This window comes from Zhenhengia yiwuensis, from assembly GCF_014384995.1.
Taxonomy (GTDB): domain Bacteria; phylum Bacillota; class Clostridia; order Lachnospirales; family Cellulosilyticaceae; genus Zhenhengia; species Zhenhengia yiwuensis.
In genome coordinates this window covers 109,175-124,732 of the sequence record NZ_JACRSY010000010.1, presented here as the reverse complement: position 1 = coordinate 124,732, position 15,558 = coordinate 109,175, and the positions used below count along the sequence as shown (strand labels likewise).

The window sequence follows — 15,558 nt, the reverse complement described above, 5'->3', positions numbered from 1 at the left end:
CTTACCTTCACTTAAACCTTCTCTTTTTCTTCGTCCCATAAAAACAGCCTCCTATGAATTTATTTTATCATAGAAAGCTGTACGAGAATTTAAATTTACAGAGTTTTCTTCACACTCTCTCATTCTATCTAAAAGGTGAAAAATATTTACAAAGCATATTTAGCAGAATAGAGGATATTGATACCATGCAACAAATATTAAGCTGCTATATTCCAAAGCCTAACTTAGAACCCATTAACTATGAAATTATTAATCAGATTATATCCTTCTTAATTGCTGAAAAAAAACCATTTGGTTATATTCCCTCTAAATTAATAGCACCTAATTTTAAGAAAAAAATTACTTTTAACAAGCTTGATCAAAATATTGATTATATGTTATGTACAGCTAATTTATCATCTTATTTATTAGAAGAATACTTCAATAGTACAAATGATGATTCAAGTGAGTTACTCAGAAAACACTTAACCACTTTATATAATGAATCAAAAAAATTAAGTGATGATCCTAATACTCAATTTTTTCATATTTATAAAAATATATATCCTGTTGATGATGGATTAGACAATTTTTCACAAAGTACATATTATAATAACATATTGATTATTATGTCTCTCTATTTTGAGTCATGTGATATTTTTGAAGAACCAAAAGAGGAAGGCTTAAGCTAATGCTTGCACCTTCCTCTTTTATATATCTTCTCCTAATAACTTATCATCGACACTATCATCTTTTAATCTTAATATAACTCGTTTCTCAAGATGTTCAGCAAAATAGCTATTCTCTTCTTGTGCAATTTCTATAATTTGATTAAACATATCATAATTCAAATTTACAATATATTGTAAATTATTTTCGCTACATATATCATATGCTAATTTAATCATCCTATATATTTGTCTTACATCTGTTTCAGCAAATATCGAATTATCGTGATAAATAAAACCTATATGATTATTTTTCTGTAATTTTAAATATAATAAATCCATACAGAATATCTTTACATTATTTACACCTGCAGACTCATCATCTTTAATTTCAGGATTAATATTAAATTGAATTTTATTATCCTTGTCATTATTTTCAATACTAATTCCAGCTGTTCTAGTTTCTTCATAAATATAATCTACAAATTCTTTAAATTGACTTGATAAATTATCTACATAATCTTCAATCTCATTTAAATACTGGCTTGCTTTTGCGTTCTGCTGAGCCATTTCAGATTTATAATCAAGAATCTTACTATTAATATCTTTTAAAAGAGTACTATGCTTTTCTATACCACTTAAACGAATTTTTTTATCCAATAACTCATTCTGTAGTACTTCTAATTCACTAATACTACCACCTGTTTTTAATAATAACAAATTACTATTAATTCTATTATTAACTTGTTCAATTTCTTTATCAAGTTTTTTGATTACTGATGTTAATGTTTTTTTATCTTCTTTAAGCCTATTTTTTCTGTTACTTAATAGCTGTATATGAAAATTATTAACTTCTTGTAGCTGTTTTTGAACCATATCTGAAAGTACTACATTAGCTTCCTCATATAAATCCTTTACTTTATCATAGGTCACATCAATTTCAACTTTTAAGCTCTCATTGATTGTGCTAAGCATATTCTTTTTTAATTGTCTCTCATTAATAAGATTTTGTGCTTTATATTTATCAATTTCAATATTCTTTTTAATCTCTTCATGTCCTTCAGCAATTTTAAACTTAGATATTTTTTCTTCTAATTTTTCAATATCCTTTTTAAGTGTAGTTAAGTTTATTCCAACATCGATTCCTTGAAGACTTTCTTTAATACTAGAGTCATTTTTAATAATAGAACGTGTTTTGTTTATATCATTTAACTGCTCTTTAATTCTTATTTTATTTTCAATCACATCAGTATTTAATCCTAATACAAAACTGTTACTTAATAATGAAACATCATCCTGTTCCTTCTTTTTACATTTTTCCCATGTTATGTATCCATCTTTAGGAAGTCTTAAAAATCTTGAAATTACATTTCTAAAAGATACCATACTTTCAGTATTCAGATTATCCAATAATTCATTCTCTAACCAAGTATTAAACTCTTTTAGCTTTTTATCTTCATTATCAATATATACAGTATTTGCATCACTGATACTTCTCTTAAATGATCTATTTTTATCTTCTATGCATACATCAAGGATAAACTCCCAATCTTCCAACTTTGAAAGTTTGTCTCTAGTATTTAACTTAGCACCTAAACAAAAATCAATAAGTTTTAAAGATAACGTTTTTCCAACGCCATTTACAGTCTTCCCTTTTTTATCTTTATGCCCTACTGTTCCTAATATAATATTAATTTCTGCATTATCAAACTCAATTGTTTTAAATTTTTCTGCTCTAACTGAGTTCTTATTTGCCTCAAGCTTTTTTAGATACATTGTAGAGTTCACCTCTTTCATTTAAATCAACTGAATTTATCATAAATAACAAATCAACGGTAAGAATAAAATTATCAAAAGAATGCTTTTTCTTAATAACACCTTTATTAATATATTCTTTATTTAATCTCAACCAACACTCATCAATTGTTAATGGCTCTTCTAATAATTTAAGTATAAATGCTCCTAACCCCATAAAGGAGGCAGACAAATGAGTATGTTTTGTTGGCATTATCATATACTAACCCCCTTGTCAATAGTTTATTATTATTATTATTATATTACACTTTTTATTGTCTTTCAATTACTTTCAGTTTTTAGGCTATATTCGATTCTACATAGATAAGCTCTATCCTTTATCAAGATGAAGCTTTATTTTTAATAATGCAGATAAACCTCAAGTCAAAAGCTTTTAAAGTATGCTATTACTACTCTTGTATTAAATACATTTATAGTACTATAACGAATAAGTAAATTTAACCGTGCAGGTGGGCGCGGGGTATGGTTATCCTCCTATGAGGCTATGAAATAGATTAAACTATGTTATACTCGAAAGGGGTGTGATGCATGATCATGTATCACTGTATAGCTTTATACCCTAAAAGAGGAACTTATATCAGTTGTATTAAGTTCAAATGTGAACTTAAAGGTAGTGAGTTCGAAATGCATCCAAACAAAAAGAGCGCCCCACCCTGCCAAAGTAGTCGCCCTAATCTCAAAAAATAATTTTATTATTTAATCTGTTTATAAGCCCTAAAAACTAAAACCTTTAGGGATCATCAGTTTTGGTAGCACTGATGCTTTCTTTATTCATATCATAACATAATCTACTTAAAATTAAACAAGTATTTTTAAATCTTTTTATCTCCATATTGAATAAACTTTTATCATCAAGTATCATAATGAGTATATAACTTATTACATAATATTCTTAACTTGTCAGCTCCTTGTAGTATACTACTTGGAGCTTCTAATTTATATCTTAATGACAGAGGTGTTTTCTATGAAGATAGCAATCTATTCTCGTAAATCAAAAGCCACCGATAAAGGTGAATCTATAGAAAATCAAATTAATGCTTGTAAAGACTACATATTAAAATGGTCTAACCTTAATACTTCTGATGCACAATTTATCATCTACCAAGATGAAGGTTTCACTGGTAGTAATACAGAAAGGCCACAGTTCCAAAAGCTCTTAAATGATGCTAAGAAAGATAAATTTAACATGCTTATCTGCTACCGCTTAGATCGTGTCAGTAGAAATATTGCAGACTTCTCCAATACCTATGAGCTATTGCAAGAACATGGTATTGAATTCATATCTGTGAAAGAGCAATTCGATACTTCTACGCCTATTGGCCGTGCCATGCTTAATATTGCCATGGTCTTTGCTCAGCTAGAACGTGAAACCATTGCTGAGCGTATTAAGGATAATATGCTTGGACTAGCCCGTACTGGTAGATGGTTAGGTGGCACTACACCTACTGGTTTTAATTCTGAACCTATCGAGTATCTAGACCATAATATGAATACTAAGAAAATGTATAAACTAAGTATAGATAAAAATGAAATTGAAAAAGTTAAACTCATCTTTACTAAGTTCATGGAACTTAAGAGTTTACGTTCAACAGAATCTTATCTACTTATCCATGATATCTATAGTAAAAACAATTGTAAGTATACAGCAGCTACTATTAAAGATATCTTAACGAATCCTGTCTATGCTGCTGCTGATTCCAATATGTATGATTACCTCTCTTCTCTTGGATGTCAAATTTGTAATGAAGAAAAAGATTTTGATGGGACATATGGTATTATGTCCTACAACAAAACAGATCAAGTGGGTAAATCCATTTCTACTAAAGATTATTCTGAATGGATTATCAGTATAGGTAAACATACACCTATAGTTGAAGGTACGGATTGGGTATCTATTCAAGGTATATTAAACTCTAATACCCAAAATAGCTTCTACACGAAAGAAACCATGCAATACGGACTTCTCACTAATATGATTAAATGCGCTCATTGTGGATCGAATATGAAAATAAAAAAAGGGAAGATAAATGCTAAAGGCGAGCTTGCCTACTCTTACGTTTGTACAACTAAAGAAATGTCGAGACGTACAAAGTGCAATGTCAAAAATGTAATTGGCCAAGAAGTGGATGCAGATGTTTTTAATTATCTAGTAGACCTAGCCGAAAATAATGAATTCATGTCCTCTATCTTTAAATCTAACAAGGCTTTTGTCACACAATCCATAGAAGAAATCAATCATAAAGTTCAAGACTTGACAGCACAGATAGAAGATAACGACCTATCCATGAAAAATCTCATGAGTCAGCTTGCTAAATTACCCGCTGAGCATCCCCTTGTTGACTTATATATGAAACAACTTAGTGAGCTTAATACCTCTACTAAAGCTTTAAGATCTCAAATTCAACAACTTCATGAAAATGGAGAGCAACAACAGGTTGTTAGTCTTAATTTGGATTCCCTTCGAAAAGCATTCACCCATCTTAAGGATTTAAAAGATAGTACAGATATTTATATGCAACGCTCTATTATCCGTTCTATAGTAGATTATATTACTTGGGATGGTGAAAACCTTCAAATCAATCTATTTGGGCAAGATATACTAAAAAAAAACAGCGTGAGCTAATCCATTCAGCGGCTGTATCCCCTACGCCTTTGTGCAAGGATAGCAAATGCTATACCAACCGCAGAAGGCGCCATCCAATATGCCATGCAAAATAGTGAAATTACACTTAATGATAGTAAATGCCTTATCCTTGGCTTTGGTAGATGTGGAAAAATTCTTGCCCATAAACTAAAAGGTATTGGGGCTAGAGTCTATGTAGAAGCACGCTCAACACAAGACCTTGCCTATATTTCTACTTATGACTATATACCTATTCCACTTTATGACCTGAAAAAACATCTTTGGAAATTTGATTTTATCTTTAACACTATTCCTGTTCCTATTTTAACTGCTGAATATATCGATCTCTTTCCAAAAAATGTTGTTTATATTGAATTAGCATCTGTATCTGGTATTGATAAATCTTATAGCCAGGCTTTAGGAATTCACTATGTTCCGGCCCCTAGTCTTCCCGGAAAAGTTGCTCCTATGACGGCTGCTTCGATCCTCTACCAAGGCCTAACTCTTATTATGCTCAAACAGGGGGAAAAATTATGACTGAATTAAAAAACTTAAAATTAGGCGTTGCATTCTGCGGATCTTTCTGTACTTTTAAAAAAGCCGTTGTTATGCTTAGAAATCTTGTAGACTTAGGCATTGATGTCTACCCTATTATGTCCTTTAATGCTTATACTATCTCTACACGCTTTGGCAGAGCCGAAGATTTTATTGACGAAATTGAAACAATCACTGGAAAACCTATTATTCATACCATTCATGATGCTGAACCATTAGGTCCTAAAAATATGATAGATGCACTGCTTATTGCACCCTGCACAGGAAACTCACTTTCTAAAATTTCTCACGCTATTGTAGATACACCTGTCGTCCTTGCAGCCAAATCTCTTATGCGTAACGGTAAACCTATTATTCTTGCCATTTCCACAAACGATGGCTTAGGCCTTAACCTTGAAAATATTGGACACGTAATGCCAAATCAAAATATTTACTTTGTACCTTTTGGTCAAGACAACGCTGTAGCAAAACCTTACTCCTTAGTAGCTGACTTAACCCTTGTACCTGATACCTTAAAATTTGCATTAGATGGCAAACAAATCCAACCTGTACTCATTAAATACTAAAATTTTATCTATAACCTAAACAATAAAAAGTGGGCATATCTCCTCAGAAATATGCCCACTTTTACGTATATTAACTATAAAATTTCATTTTTCGCTCTACCTTCTATCTCACTCGCTTTATTTTATAAGGACCCTACAACATACGTTCTTTCTTTTATCCTTTTTAGATGCCTGCAAGATATAAGCTATACACTCTTCCATCTTATGGTTCTCATATTCTTCCTTTAAAACCTGTAGATCATATCCTTCATCAAAATAAAGCTTCAATTCTTCCTTACCATTTTTTATCACTACACTTGTTCCTTCTATGTTTATAGGTGAACGGCTTATAAAGCGTTCTTGTATCACATCAGGCTTATTAAACTTAAATAAATCTTCTAATTCTATATAGTTTTCTTCTATATTATGTTTAATCCTGCGAACAAAAGATTCTAAGTTATAAGAAGGATAACAACTCTGTAACTCAGCCTGGAATGTTTCTATCGTCCCAAGGTTTACTAAAACATTCTGCGTACCATATTCTTTCCCTGCTCTTTGCTCTGTTCCTGCTATAATTGGGACATTATGGCTTCTGGATGCGTTCACAAAAATATCATATCTCTTATTGGAAAAGTAATCTGCATTATATAAACCTGCCCCTAAGTCCTCTAACATTGGAACCCCATTTTTATAGAGGATAAATGAGCCGCAATCATTATGATTATGACTTTCCCCATTGTGACCACCTTTGGCTACAAGAATAAAAGTATTTCCATGAGATAGAAACCATTGTGCCTGAGATAACCAAACAGACTGTTTCTTATCCCCCTGCCACCCTATATTGGGGTCATACCACAGAATATCCCTTAATGCTAAACAAAAACGGTAGCAGGTATCCTCCAATATAGATTGGGCATACTGTAATGGTGGGAGCTGTACTGCCGGATAACACTTTTTCAAATACATAGAAAGCCCTATTCTGTATCTTCCTTCATCCCTACCGTCTGCAAAACTTATGGTATGATTGCCTACTAAATAGTAAGCTTGTTGATTGAGAGCAATTTGCTCTACTTTCTTATCCCTAAAAAAATTTAGCTGTCCATTGGTTCTTTGTTTTAAATAATCTGCAAAGCATACAAAGAAGCCAAAGCCATAACTCCAATAATCTACGCCTTCTACACATACTCCATCTTCTCCAAAAGATTGTAAATAAACTTCTATACAAGAAATAGCTCTGTGTAAAAAGTTAGTCAGTTTTTCTTCATCTTTAAGAAGTAGAATTCCTACACATCCTAGGGCACCACCACATACTGCTGCCCAGTTATTAGCCCTAATTTCAAATGGATAAAATTGATTACCATCTAAAAAAGGTTCAATGATACGTTTATTAAGCTGAATTCTGGCAAATTCTATACATCTCTTAGATAAAAAAGGCTCACACATTCTTAGTGTCTCTGCAATAGCAAAACCTGTTTCTGCCGCAAATAAATCAATCTGTCCTTCGTATTTTTCAAAAGGTAAATCTCTTCCTTCCTTATCTGTAAAATGTGCTGGTAAGGCCCACACAGGTTCACTACAAATATCCCATAAAACATTTTCAAGCTCATGTTTATAGTGTAGATTTTCATGTCTTCTCCAGAGTAGCATAGCATACAGAAGTAATCTCTTCCTTTTAGCGTAATAGGCATCTTGATAGATACTTCTATCTCCCGTTTCCCAAAAAAGCTTAAATTTATCATAACTTAAAGATTTTATTTCTTCTTGCTCTTTTTCCGTCTCTTCTAATAACTGAAATTGCTGCCTTATGTAGGGTATTTGATTGTAGGTTTCATGATAGGCTATTTTAAAAGGCAACGCTTTCCCATTCTGTATACCTTTTAAAATCTCTCTTTTATTCATAGCTTCTCTTTACCTTCCTTTTACTCTATTTTGATCTTGCTAAGGTGTCTTACCAATGTAATGTTACTCCTTCAATTGCCTCATCATTTTTTCTATCATCTGTTCTATTTAACTGTTCCCAAAATATTATTCCCACTGCATATTTTTATTTGTATCCGCTTATTAATTTATGCTTTTTTATTTATGAGAATCTTGTTTAAAGATAACTAGATCATCTATGCATTTCTTACTTCCTACTATTGTACTCAGTAAAAGCGTACTTATATACTTTGAATTCCCCCCCCTATTTAGATTTTTAGTACTTTTATTTTAAAATCATTTTCTTTCTAGTTCTATAATCAGATTTTTACTTTTATCATTAATTTTTTACTTTTATTTTAAATAGTGCCTACTTTAACATATTTTATTGAAGCTAAACCTCTCTAAGTAAGCTATGCTTATAACATCGTGTATCAGCGTGATGAAATATGCTTGAGACTCTATAAAAGCATTTAAAACTTTATACTAGCTAAATACCTTGCCTTCTAGTACATGAGTTCTAATGAGCACCTCTATATCAGCTTGTTTCTTTTCAGTTTTATGCTCTATATAATAAGATTAGAATTAAAATGCTCTTTCTTAAAACTAAAACTTTTTGTACTATAATTGACTTAATGTTCGACTTATGCTACGCTAATCCAAGATAAACTAGATTTTTATAATGACTGGAGGCCTTTATGAGCATTACAATACGTGAAATTGCAAAACTTGCGAATGTTTCTATTGGTACTGTTTCTCGCGTCTTAAATAATAAAGAAACAGGTTACACAGAAGAAACAAAAGCTAAAGTATTAGATGTAGTTAAGAGATACGATTATATTCCCAATAGTGCAGCTCGTGCATTAAGTACACAATCTACAAAGACATTAGGCTGTATTATTCCTGATATTTGTAACCCCTTCTTTCCGGAGCTTGCACGTGGCATAGAAGATATGGCAGGTAGCCATGGATATCATATTTTTCTCTGTAATACTGACCTGGATGCCCAAAAAGAAGAAAGCTATGTCTATACCCTTTTAGAAAGGCAAGTTGATGGACTCTTATTTGCTTCTTCTACTGCTACTACACCAAAAAATATTACACGTATTCAAAAAGTTAATAAGCCTATTATCTTATTAGATGCTTGCATGCATGATGAAGCAATCCCTCATGTCTATATTGATAACTGTTTTGGAGTTTATACAGCTACCAAACATCTTATTGAAAAGGGACATACTTCTATTGCCTTTATAACTGGTTCTATGAACCTCTCTACCTCTAAAGAACGTCTTAGAGGCTATAAAATGGCCTTAGAAGAAGCTGGTTTACCTATACAGGAGCAACTTATCACAGAAGGAGATTATACTGTTGAAGGTGGTTTTAGAGCAATGGAACTTCTCCACCTACAGTCCTATACAGGTTTAATTGCTTCTAATGATTTAATGGCCTATGGCGTTTATAAATATGCACGTACTCAAGGTATTCGTATTCCTGAAGATCTTTCTGTCATAGGTTTTGACAATCTATCCTTTTCTCAAATTATTGATCCACCTCTTACAACAGTTAGTCAGCCTGCTTACGAGCTTGGCCAATATGCAGCTGAAATGCTTATTAAATGCCTTCAGGGCATGGATACACCTTCTTATCATCTTTATAAACCTACTCTTATTGTCCGAGAAAGTGTTAAATAGCTTCAATATACATAAAAAAAGTACCCTTTATTAAGGGTACTTTTTTACTTATGCAACATACAATATTGCACCATATGTTCATAAGAAATCTCTTCTACTGTTTCGAAATTAAAGTGTTTATAAATCTCAGTATTATCTAAATTCTGTGTTTCAAGTGTAAGTGGTAAATTTTTAACTTTTGCTTCATTAATTACATATTCAATAAGCTGTTTAGCTTTGCCTAACCCTCTATAGTCTCTTTGAACTGCTAATAAATCAAGGTGTATATAATTACCTTGTACCACCTCATCAATCCAATTTGAAGACATCTTTTTGACTGTTTTAATCATACGTCTAATATCCTTCAAACTTATAAACCTTAAGAAATCAATCAGCCTAAAGGTCGCAAAAAATAAATCTTTATAATAAAGTAATTTATTCTCAAATCGCTCTTCATAATAAATGTAGGCTATTGCAGTTAAATCTTCAGAAGTTGTAACAATGTCACCGTATTTTCCATATATATCTAAATAAGTTCTAAAGAAAAGCTCCAATACTTCTATTCTAGTTGTATTATCTGGAAACATATACAGATAAAGTGGATCATCATAAAATGCTTCTGCAAATAAATGTGCCATACGTTTTTTTGTAAAGTCGTTCTGTTTAATCCTGATTAAAATAATTTCACCCTCTAAAATAGATTCATAATATAAATGCTAATGACTGCAACAAGCGATACTTGAAGCAAACTTCCACCTAAGTAAGCAAGTACTATGCTTATCCCTGCACCTACTATACCACTTAATAACCTTCCTGTCGAATGAAAAATAGCTGGAAAGGTGATGGAAGCCAATACTGTATAGGGCACATAATATAAAAAAGACTGTAGAAATTTAGACTCTATTTTCTTTTTCATAAGAATTAAGGGGCCAACCCTTGGTAAATAAGTTACAAGGGCAATCACTAAAATTGCTAAAACTATGTACATCTTGTATAATCCTCCTCTTTAATAGGAAATAGCCCTGCAGAGGTAAAATTGGTAAGTGAAATGATAGTTGCCGTTATAGGATCTATGCCTCCACCAGAAGCCATAATACCAAAAGTAAATGATACCGGAAAATAGCCTAATGCAATAGGCATTGCTTTCTTTAGCCCTGCTTTAAAACGATTATGTTGATTCATGCTCTTCTACTTCCCTAATAACAATCATTACAAATAGCAATATGCATGTAGAAGGGTATCTACCAAAGTAGATACCCTTCTAATTATTGTTCAGTTTTTGCTTCTTCTTTTTTAGGCTTTTCAAGGAGTACTTTTCTTGATAGGTTAACACGTCCTTGTTTATCTATTTCAATAACTTTAACCTCGATAGTATCCCCTACATTCACTACATCTTCTACTTTTTCTACACGTTCATGTGCAAGTTGAGAAATGTGCACAAGACCTTCTTTACCTGGTAAAAGCTCAACAAATGCTCCAAAGTTCATAAGTCTTACAACTTTACCTGTATAAACTTGACCTGCTTCAATATCTTTGGCAATACCTTCGATAATTTCGATGGCACGTTTTGTTTTTTCAGCATCAATACCGCAAATGAATACGCGTCCATCATCTTCAATATCAATTTTAACGCCTGTTTCATCAATAATCTTATTAATTGTTTTACCTTTTGGTCCAATAACTTCACTAATTTTTTCAGGATTGATTGTAATTTGAGTAATACGTGGTGCATATGGAGAAAGTTCTTCTCTTGGCATATCAATTGCTTTAGCCATAATATCATCTAAGATATAGGTACGTGCTTTTCTTGTTTGTTCAAAAGCTTGTTTAATAATTTCCGGTGTTAAACCTTGAATTTTCATATCCATTTGGATTGCTGTAATTCCTTTATGTGTACCACCTACTTTAAAGTCCATATCTCCAAAGAAGTCTTCTAGCCCTTGAATATCTGTAAGCATAACAAAATCATCATCTGTTTCTCCTGTTACAAGACCAACAGAAATACCTGCAACAGCGGACTTAATGGGTACACCTGCTGCCATTAATGAAAGTGAAGAACCACAGATACTTGCTTGTGAAGTTGAACCATTAGAGCTTAATACTTCAGATACTGTACGAATAGCATATGGGAATTCATTTTCTGATGGTAATACTGGAATAAGTGCACGTTCTGCTAAAGCACCATGTCCAATTTCACGACGTCCTGGTGCACGTGGTGCACGTGCTTCACCTACTGAATAAGGAGGGAAGTTATAGTGATGCATATAACGTTTAGATACTTCTAATTCATCTAAACCATCTAAAGTTTGTGTATCTGCTAAAGGTCCAAGAGTTGTTACAGTAAGTACTTGTGTTTGACCACGTGTAAACATACCTGAGCCATGTACGCGAGGCAATAAGTCAACTTCTGCTGAAAGTGGACGAATTTCATCCAATGCACGACCATCTGGACGTTTATGTTGTCTTAAAATCATACGTCTTACTGTTTTCTTTTCGAAGTTATAGAAAGCTTCGCCTAAATAAGCTAAGTGTTCTTCTTTACCTTCTTCAGTAAGTTTTTGAGTTACTTCTTCTTTTAATGTTTTAAGTTGTTGTTCACGCACTTGTTTATCATCTGTAAATACAGCTTGTTCCATACGTTCATCGCCAATGATAGCTGTAATTTCTGCTACAATTTCTTCTGGAACTGTAAATCTTACATAATCTTCTTTCTTAGCTTTACCACAGTCTGCTTTGATTTCATTAATAAAGTTAACAATTTCTTGGTTTACTGCATGTGCTTTCATAATTGCTTCAAACATAAGATCATCATCAATTTCATTAGCACCAGCTTCAATCATCATAACTTTAGAGCTACTTGAAGATACTGTTAAAGCAAGTTCACTTACTTCTCTTTGTGCTGAAGTCGGATTGATGATAAGCTCACCATCTACATAACCTACTTGTACGGAACCAACTGGACCTGCAAAAGGAATATCCGAAATATCTACAACAAGTGAAGCTGCAATCATAGCTGTTACTTCTGAGCTACAGTCTTGATCTACTGCCATAACTGTTGTTGTAATCACGACATCATTACGGTAATCTTTTGGGAAAAGAGGACGCATTGGACGGTCAATAACACGTGATGTTAAAATTGCTCTTTCTGAAGGACGCCCTTCACGTTTAATATAACCACCAGGAATTCTACCTACTGCATAGAATTTTTCTTCATAATTTACACTAAGAGGGAAGAAGTCAATCCCTTCTTTTGGTTCCTCACTTGCAACAACTGTTGCTAAAATAACTGTTTCACCATAACTTACAAGTGCACTACCATTTGCAAGCCCTGCCATTTTACCAATTTCAACTTTAAGTGGTCTACCGGCTAAAGTAGTTGAATAATTTTTTATCATAATCAATTTCCCCTTTCGATTTTATTTGAGGAAGAGAGACATAACTTGCGCAATCTTAGAAAGATTTAGATATTAAATCCTTTTAACATTGCACAATAAGTATGCTCATTCCTCTATAATATTACAAAAAAGGGTGGAATGCCTCCACCCTGTCCTGTTTAAAATTATTATTTTCTGATACCTAAATCTTTAATGATAGCACGGTATCTTTCGATATCTGTTTTGATTAAGTAGTCTAAAAGACCTCTTCTTTTACCGATCATAAGAAATAATCCACGACGTGAGTGGTGGTCTTTTTTGTGTGTACGTAAGTGCTCTGTTAAGTGGTTGATTCTTTCTGTAAGAAGTGCGATTTGTACTTCTGGAGAACCAGTATCATTAGCAGTTCTTGCGTATTTTTGCATAATTTCTTGTTTGAATTCTTTAGTCATTGTTATTTCCTCCTATAATTTCAATCTATCCGATAACTAAGATAAGGTCGGAGTGTCCACTATCTGAGTAACGGCTTAAATACTTAATTAGTATAGCACACGCCTTTAAGCTTGTAAACTATTTCATATGTGTGCTTAAAAATTTTTTGCCTGTCTGTGTATCTCTTGCAATTTGTTTAGAAAGTTCTTCTACATTATCGAATTTCTGTTCAGGTCTAATAAACTTATGGAAAGCTACTTCTACTTCTTCACCATAAATTTCACCTGTAAAATCAATAATATGTGTTTCTATCATTTTGTAGCTACTGCCAACCGTTGGATTATAGCCTACATTAGTTATACCCATATATTCATGATTATATACCTTTACTGTTGTAGCATAGACACCGTTAGGTGGATGGATACGAGCTGGATCTGCAATCATATTAATTGTTGGAAAGCCAATGGTTCTCCCTAATTTTTTACCATGTACAACTGTTCCAATAACTGTATAAGGATGACCAAGAAAGCTTTCGGCTTCTTCCATCTTACCTTCGCTAATCAATTGACGAATATGTGTACTTGATATAACCTGTCCATCTTTTTTAACCGTATCTACTACTAGAATTTCTACATCATACTTTTCTCCAAGTACTTTCATATAATCTACATTCCCTACTTTATTTTTGCCAAAGAAATAGTTGCTACCAACAACGACTACTCTTGCATGAAGTTTATCTACAAGAACATCTTTAAAGAATATATCAGGACTAATATGTGCAAAATCTACGGTAAAAGGATATTCAATAAAAAGATCCATGCCTTCTGCTTTAATTTGATGCTTACGGTCTTGCCTAGACATAACAAGAGGCTTAGGATTATTGCCTAGCACCCACGTAGGGTGAGGATAAAAAGATAGTGCAATAGCCATTAGGTTATTTTCTTTTGCATTTGCTTTTGCCTCATGTAAAAGCATTTGATGGCCTTTATGTACACCATCAAAATTCCCTAATACAACTACACTTTCTCCTGTTATTTGTATGTCTGTTGACCCACAAATATATTGCACTACCCCACCTCCTTCTAAAAATCAAATAAATAATTTCTCTACTATAAATTGCTGTAACTTATTATTAACTTTATAAATACCCCTAAAAGTACCTTCTTCATCATAGATACGTACGAATTGACCTAATTGTTCTGGTAATAGCTGAGCTGACTTAAAAGGAAGTGCATTGCCATTATAAAGATATTTATTATAAGTGTGTAAAATAGTAATCTTAGGATAATTCCCAAACATTTCTTCTACCGGCTCAATATACTTATCTATCTCATGCTTATGACTTTCTAATGCTCCTAATGTCAGACTATCCTCTAGGCAATAATGGCCTACTCGTACTCTTAAAAGATATTCCATGTAAGCTCCACAACCTAAAGCTCTACCTATATCTGTACAAAGTGTACGAATATAAGTACCCTTTGTACAGTCTACACGGATTTTAAAGGTTGTATCATCAATCCACTCTATTAAATTACAACTTGTAAGGTAAACATCTCGACTTGGTCTATCGACTACAATACCTTTTCTAGCTAATTCATAGAGTCTTACACCATTCACCTTAATAGCTGAATACATAGGAGGTGTTTGTGTATAGGGACCTTCAAAGCTTTTAACAACTTCCTCTACCTGACTCCTTGTAACATTTACATCAAAAGTTTCAAGGATTTCACCAGATGCATCTTCTGTTGTAGTATATGCGCCTAATTTAACAGTCGCTTCATAGCATTTATCCGCATCTGTTAAATAAGGAACTACCTTAGTTGCTTTGCCTATACATAAAGGTAACACCCCTTCTGCATCAGGATCAAGCGTTCCAGTATGACCAATTTTTCTTTCACGCAAAATACCTCTAGCTTTGGCTACCACATCATGGGAAGTAAAACCTTTTTCTTTATAGATGTTTAATATACCGTTTAACAT

Annotated in this window: 15 protein-coding genes; 5 read left to right on the top strand and 10 right to left on the bottom strand. The window is 32.8% G+C overall.

The features are described 5' to 3' along the window. Positions 1-185 precede the first annotated feature (185 nt). Positions 186-671, top strand: a complete 486-nt coding sequence (locus H8718_RS08180) for an ABC-three component system protein (protein ID WP_249332529.1) — start codon at positions 186-188, stop codon at positions 669-671. An 18-nt stretch (positions 672-689) separates the two neighbouring features. On the opposite strand, the gene H8718_RS08175 is transcribed toward H8718_RS08180, so the two are convergent. After that, entirely contained in the window at positions 690-2,423 is a 1,734-nt protein-coding gene (locus H8718_RS08175; protein WP_249332528.1) for a DUF2326 domain-containing protein, read from the bottom strand. Next, the gene (locus H8718_RS08170) at positions 2,404-2,661 is read right to left on the bottom strand and encodes an ABC-three component system middle component 6 (protein ID WP_249332527.1); all 258 of its coding nucleotides are present in this window, start codon (positions 2,659-2,661) and stop codon (positions 2,404-2,406) included. Before H8718_RS08170 ends, H8718_RS08175 begins: the two co-directional genes overlap by 20 nt. A 765-nt stretch (positions 2,662-3,426) precedes the next feature. Here H8718_RS08170 and H8718_RS08165 point away from each other — a divergent pair. From H8718_RS08165 to H8718_RS08155, 3 genes are all read left to right on the top strand, one after another. Next, positions 3,427-5,085 (top strand): recombinase family protein, encoded by a 1,659-nt coding sequence (locus H8718_RS08165; RefSeq protein WP_249332526.1) that lies wholly within the window; start codon positions 3,427-3,429, stop codon positions 5,083-5,085. A gap of 84 nt (positions 5,086-5,169) precedes the next feature. Continuing rightward, entirely contained in the window at positions 5,170-5,622 is a 453-nt protein-coding gene (locus H8718_RS08160) for an NAD(P)-dependent oxidoreductase (protein WP_249332525.1), read from the top strand. Further along, positions 5,619-6,206, top strand: coding sequence for a dipicolinate synthase subunit B (locus tag H8718_RS08155; protein WP_249332524.1), 588 nt, complete (start codon positions 5,619-5,621; stop codon positions 6,204-6,206). Before H8718_RS08160 ends, H8718_RS08155 begins: the two co-directional genes overlap by 4 nt. Before the next feature lie 117 nt (positions 6,207-6,323). Here H8718_RS08155 and H8718_RS08150 read toward each other — a convergent pair whose 3' ends face one another. Next, complete coding sequence (locus tag H8718_RS08150) at positions 6,324-8,084, bottom strand: heparinase II/III domain-containing protein (RefSeq protein WP_249332523.1); 1,761 nt, start codon at positions 8,082-8,084, stop codon at positions 6,324-6,326. 716 nt (positions 8,085-8,800) lie between these two features. Here H8718_RS08150 and H8718_RS08145 point away from each other — a divergent pair. After that, the gene (locus H8718_RS08145) at positions 8,801-9,793 is read left to right on the top strand and encodes a LacI family DNA-binding transcriptional regulator (RefSeq protein ID WP_249332522.1); all 993 of its coding nucleotides are present in this window, start codon (positions 8,801-8,803) and stop codon (positions 9,791-9,793) included. A 44-nt stretch (positions 9,794-9,837) separates the two neighbouring features. On the opposite strand, the gene H8718_RS08140 is transcribed toward H8718_RS08145, so the two are convergent. From H8718_RS08140 to truB, 7 genes are all read right to left on the bottom strand, one after another. Then, positions 9,838-10,410 (bottom strand): GNAT family N-acetyltransferase, encoded by a 573-nt coding sequence (locus tag H8718_RS08140; RefSeq protein WP_177672132.1) that lies wholly within the window; start codon positions 10,408-10,410, stop codon positions 9,838-9,840. A gap of 53 nt (positions 10,411-10,463) precedes the next feature. Continuing rightward, positions 10,464-10,760: an AzlD domain-containing protein gene (locus H8718_RS08135; protein ID WP_249332521.1), complete on the bottom strand. Its 297-nt coding sequence runs from the start codon at positions 10,758-10,760 to the stop codon at positions 10,464-10,466. Further along, positions 10,751-10,954 (bottom strand): AzlC family ABC transporter permease, encoded by a 204-nt coding sequence (locus H8718_RS08130; RefSeq protein ID WP_177672134.1) that lies wholly within the window; start codon positions 10,952-10,954, stop codon positions 10,751-10,753. The genes H8718_RS08135 and H8718_RS08130 overlap by 10 nt, the downstream gene beginning before the upstream one ends. Positions 10,955-11,037: 83 nt before the next feature. After that, positions 11,038-13,167 carry a polyribonucleotide nucleotidyltransferase gene (locus tag H8718_RS08125; protein ID WP_249332520.1) on the bottom strand — a complete coding sequence of 710 codons (2,130 nt, stop codon included), beginning with the start codon at positions 13,165-13,167 and terminating at the stop codon, positions 11,038-11,040. 167 nt (positions 13,168-13,334) lie between these two features. Continuing rightward, on the bottom strand, positions 13,335-13,598 hold the full coding sequence (gene rpsO / locus H8718_RS08120) for a 30S ribosomal protein S15 (RefSeq protein WP_177672136.1): 264 nt from the start codon (positions 13,596-13,598) through the stop codon (positions 13,335-13,337). Positions 13,599-13,716: 118 nt separating this feature from the next. Then, positions 13,717-14,646, bottom strand: coding sequence for a bifunctional riboflavin kinase/FAD synthetase (locus H8718_RS08115; RefSeq protein WP_249332519.1), 930 nt, complete (start codon positions 14,644-14,646; stop codon positions 13,717-13,719). A 21-nt stretch (positions 14,647-14,667) separates the two neighbouring features. Beyond that, the gene (gene truB / locus H8718_RS08110; RefSeq protein ID WP_249332518.1) at positions 14,668-15,558 is read right to left on the bottom strand and encodes a tRNA pseudouridine(55) synthase TruB; all 891 of its coding nucleotides are present in this window, start codon (positions 15,556-15,558) and stop codon (positions 14,668-14,670) included.

Excerpts from the sequence above, each read along its gene's own strand:
- H8718_RS08160 (WP_249332525.1), top strand. The coding sequence starts at position 5,170 with ATGCAAAATAGTGAAATTACACTTAATGATAGTAAATGCCTTATCCTT.
- H8718_RS08140 (WP_177672132.1), bottom strand. The coding sequence starts at position 10,410 with ATGGCACATTTATTTGCAGAAGCATTTTATGATGATCCACTTTATCTG.
- H8718_RS08175 (WP_249332528.1), bottom strand. The coding sequence starts at position 2,423 with ATGTATCTAAAAAAGCTTGAGGCAAATAAGAACTCAGTTAGAGCAGAA.
- H8718_RS08145 (WP_249332522.1), top strand. The coding sequence starts at position 8,801 with ATGAGCATTACAATACGTGAAATTGCAAAACTTGCGAATGTTTCTATT.
- H8718_RS08135 (WP_249332521.1), bottom strand. The coding sequence starts at position 10,760 with ATGTACATAGTTTTAGCAATTTTAGTGATTGCCCTTGTAACTTATTTA.
- H8718_RS08170 (WP_249332527.1), bottom strand. The coding sequence starts at position 2,661 with ATGATAATGCCAACAAAACATACTCATTTGTCTGCCTCCTTTATGGGG.
- H8718_RS08180 (WP_249332529.1), top strand. The coding sequence starts at position 186 with ATGCAACAAATATTAAGCTGCTATATTCCAAAGCCTAACTTAGAACCC.
- H8718_RS08155 (WP_249332524.1), top strand. The coding sequence starts at position 5,619 with ATGACTGAATTAAAAAACTTAAAATTAGGCGTTGCATTCTGCGGATCT.
- H8718_RS08165 (WP_249332526.1), top strand. The coding sequence starts at position 3,427 with ATGAAGATAGCAATCTATTCTCGTAAATCAAAAGCCACCGATAAAGGT.
- H8718_RS08130 (WP_177672134.1), bottom strand. The coding sequence starts at position 10,954 with ATGAATCAACATAATCGTTTTAAAGCAGGGCTAAAGAAAGCAATGCCT.
- H8718_RS08125 (WP_249332520.1), bottom strand. The coding sequence starts at position 13,167 with ATGATAAAAAATTATTCAACTACTTTAGCCGGTAGACCACTTAAAGTT.
- truB (WP_249332518.1), bottom strand. The coding sequence starts at position 15,558 with ATGTTAAACGGTATATTAAACATCTATAAAGAAAAAGGTTTTACTTCC.
- rpsO (WP_177672136.1), bottom strand. The coding sequence starts at position 13,598 with ATGACTAAAGAATTCAAACAAGAAATTATGCAAAAATACGCAAGAACT.
- H8718_RS08150 (WP_249332523.1), bottom strand. The coding sequence starts at position 8,084 with ATGAATAAAAGAGAGATTTTAAAAGGTATACAGAATGGGAAAGCGTTG.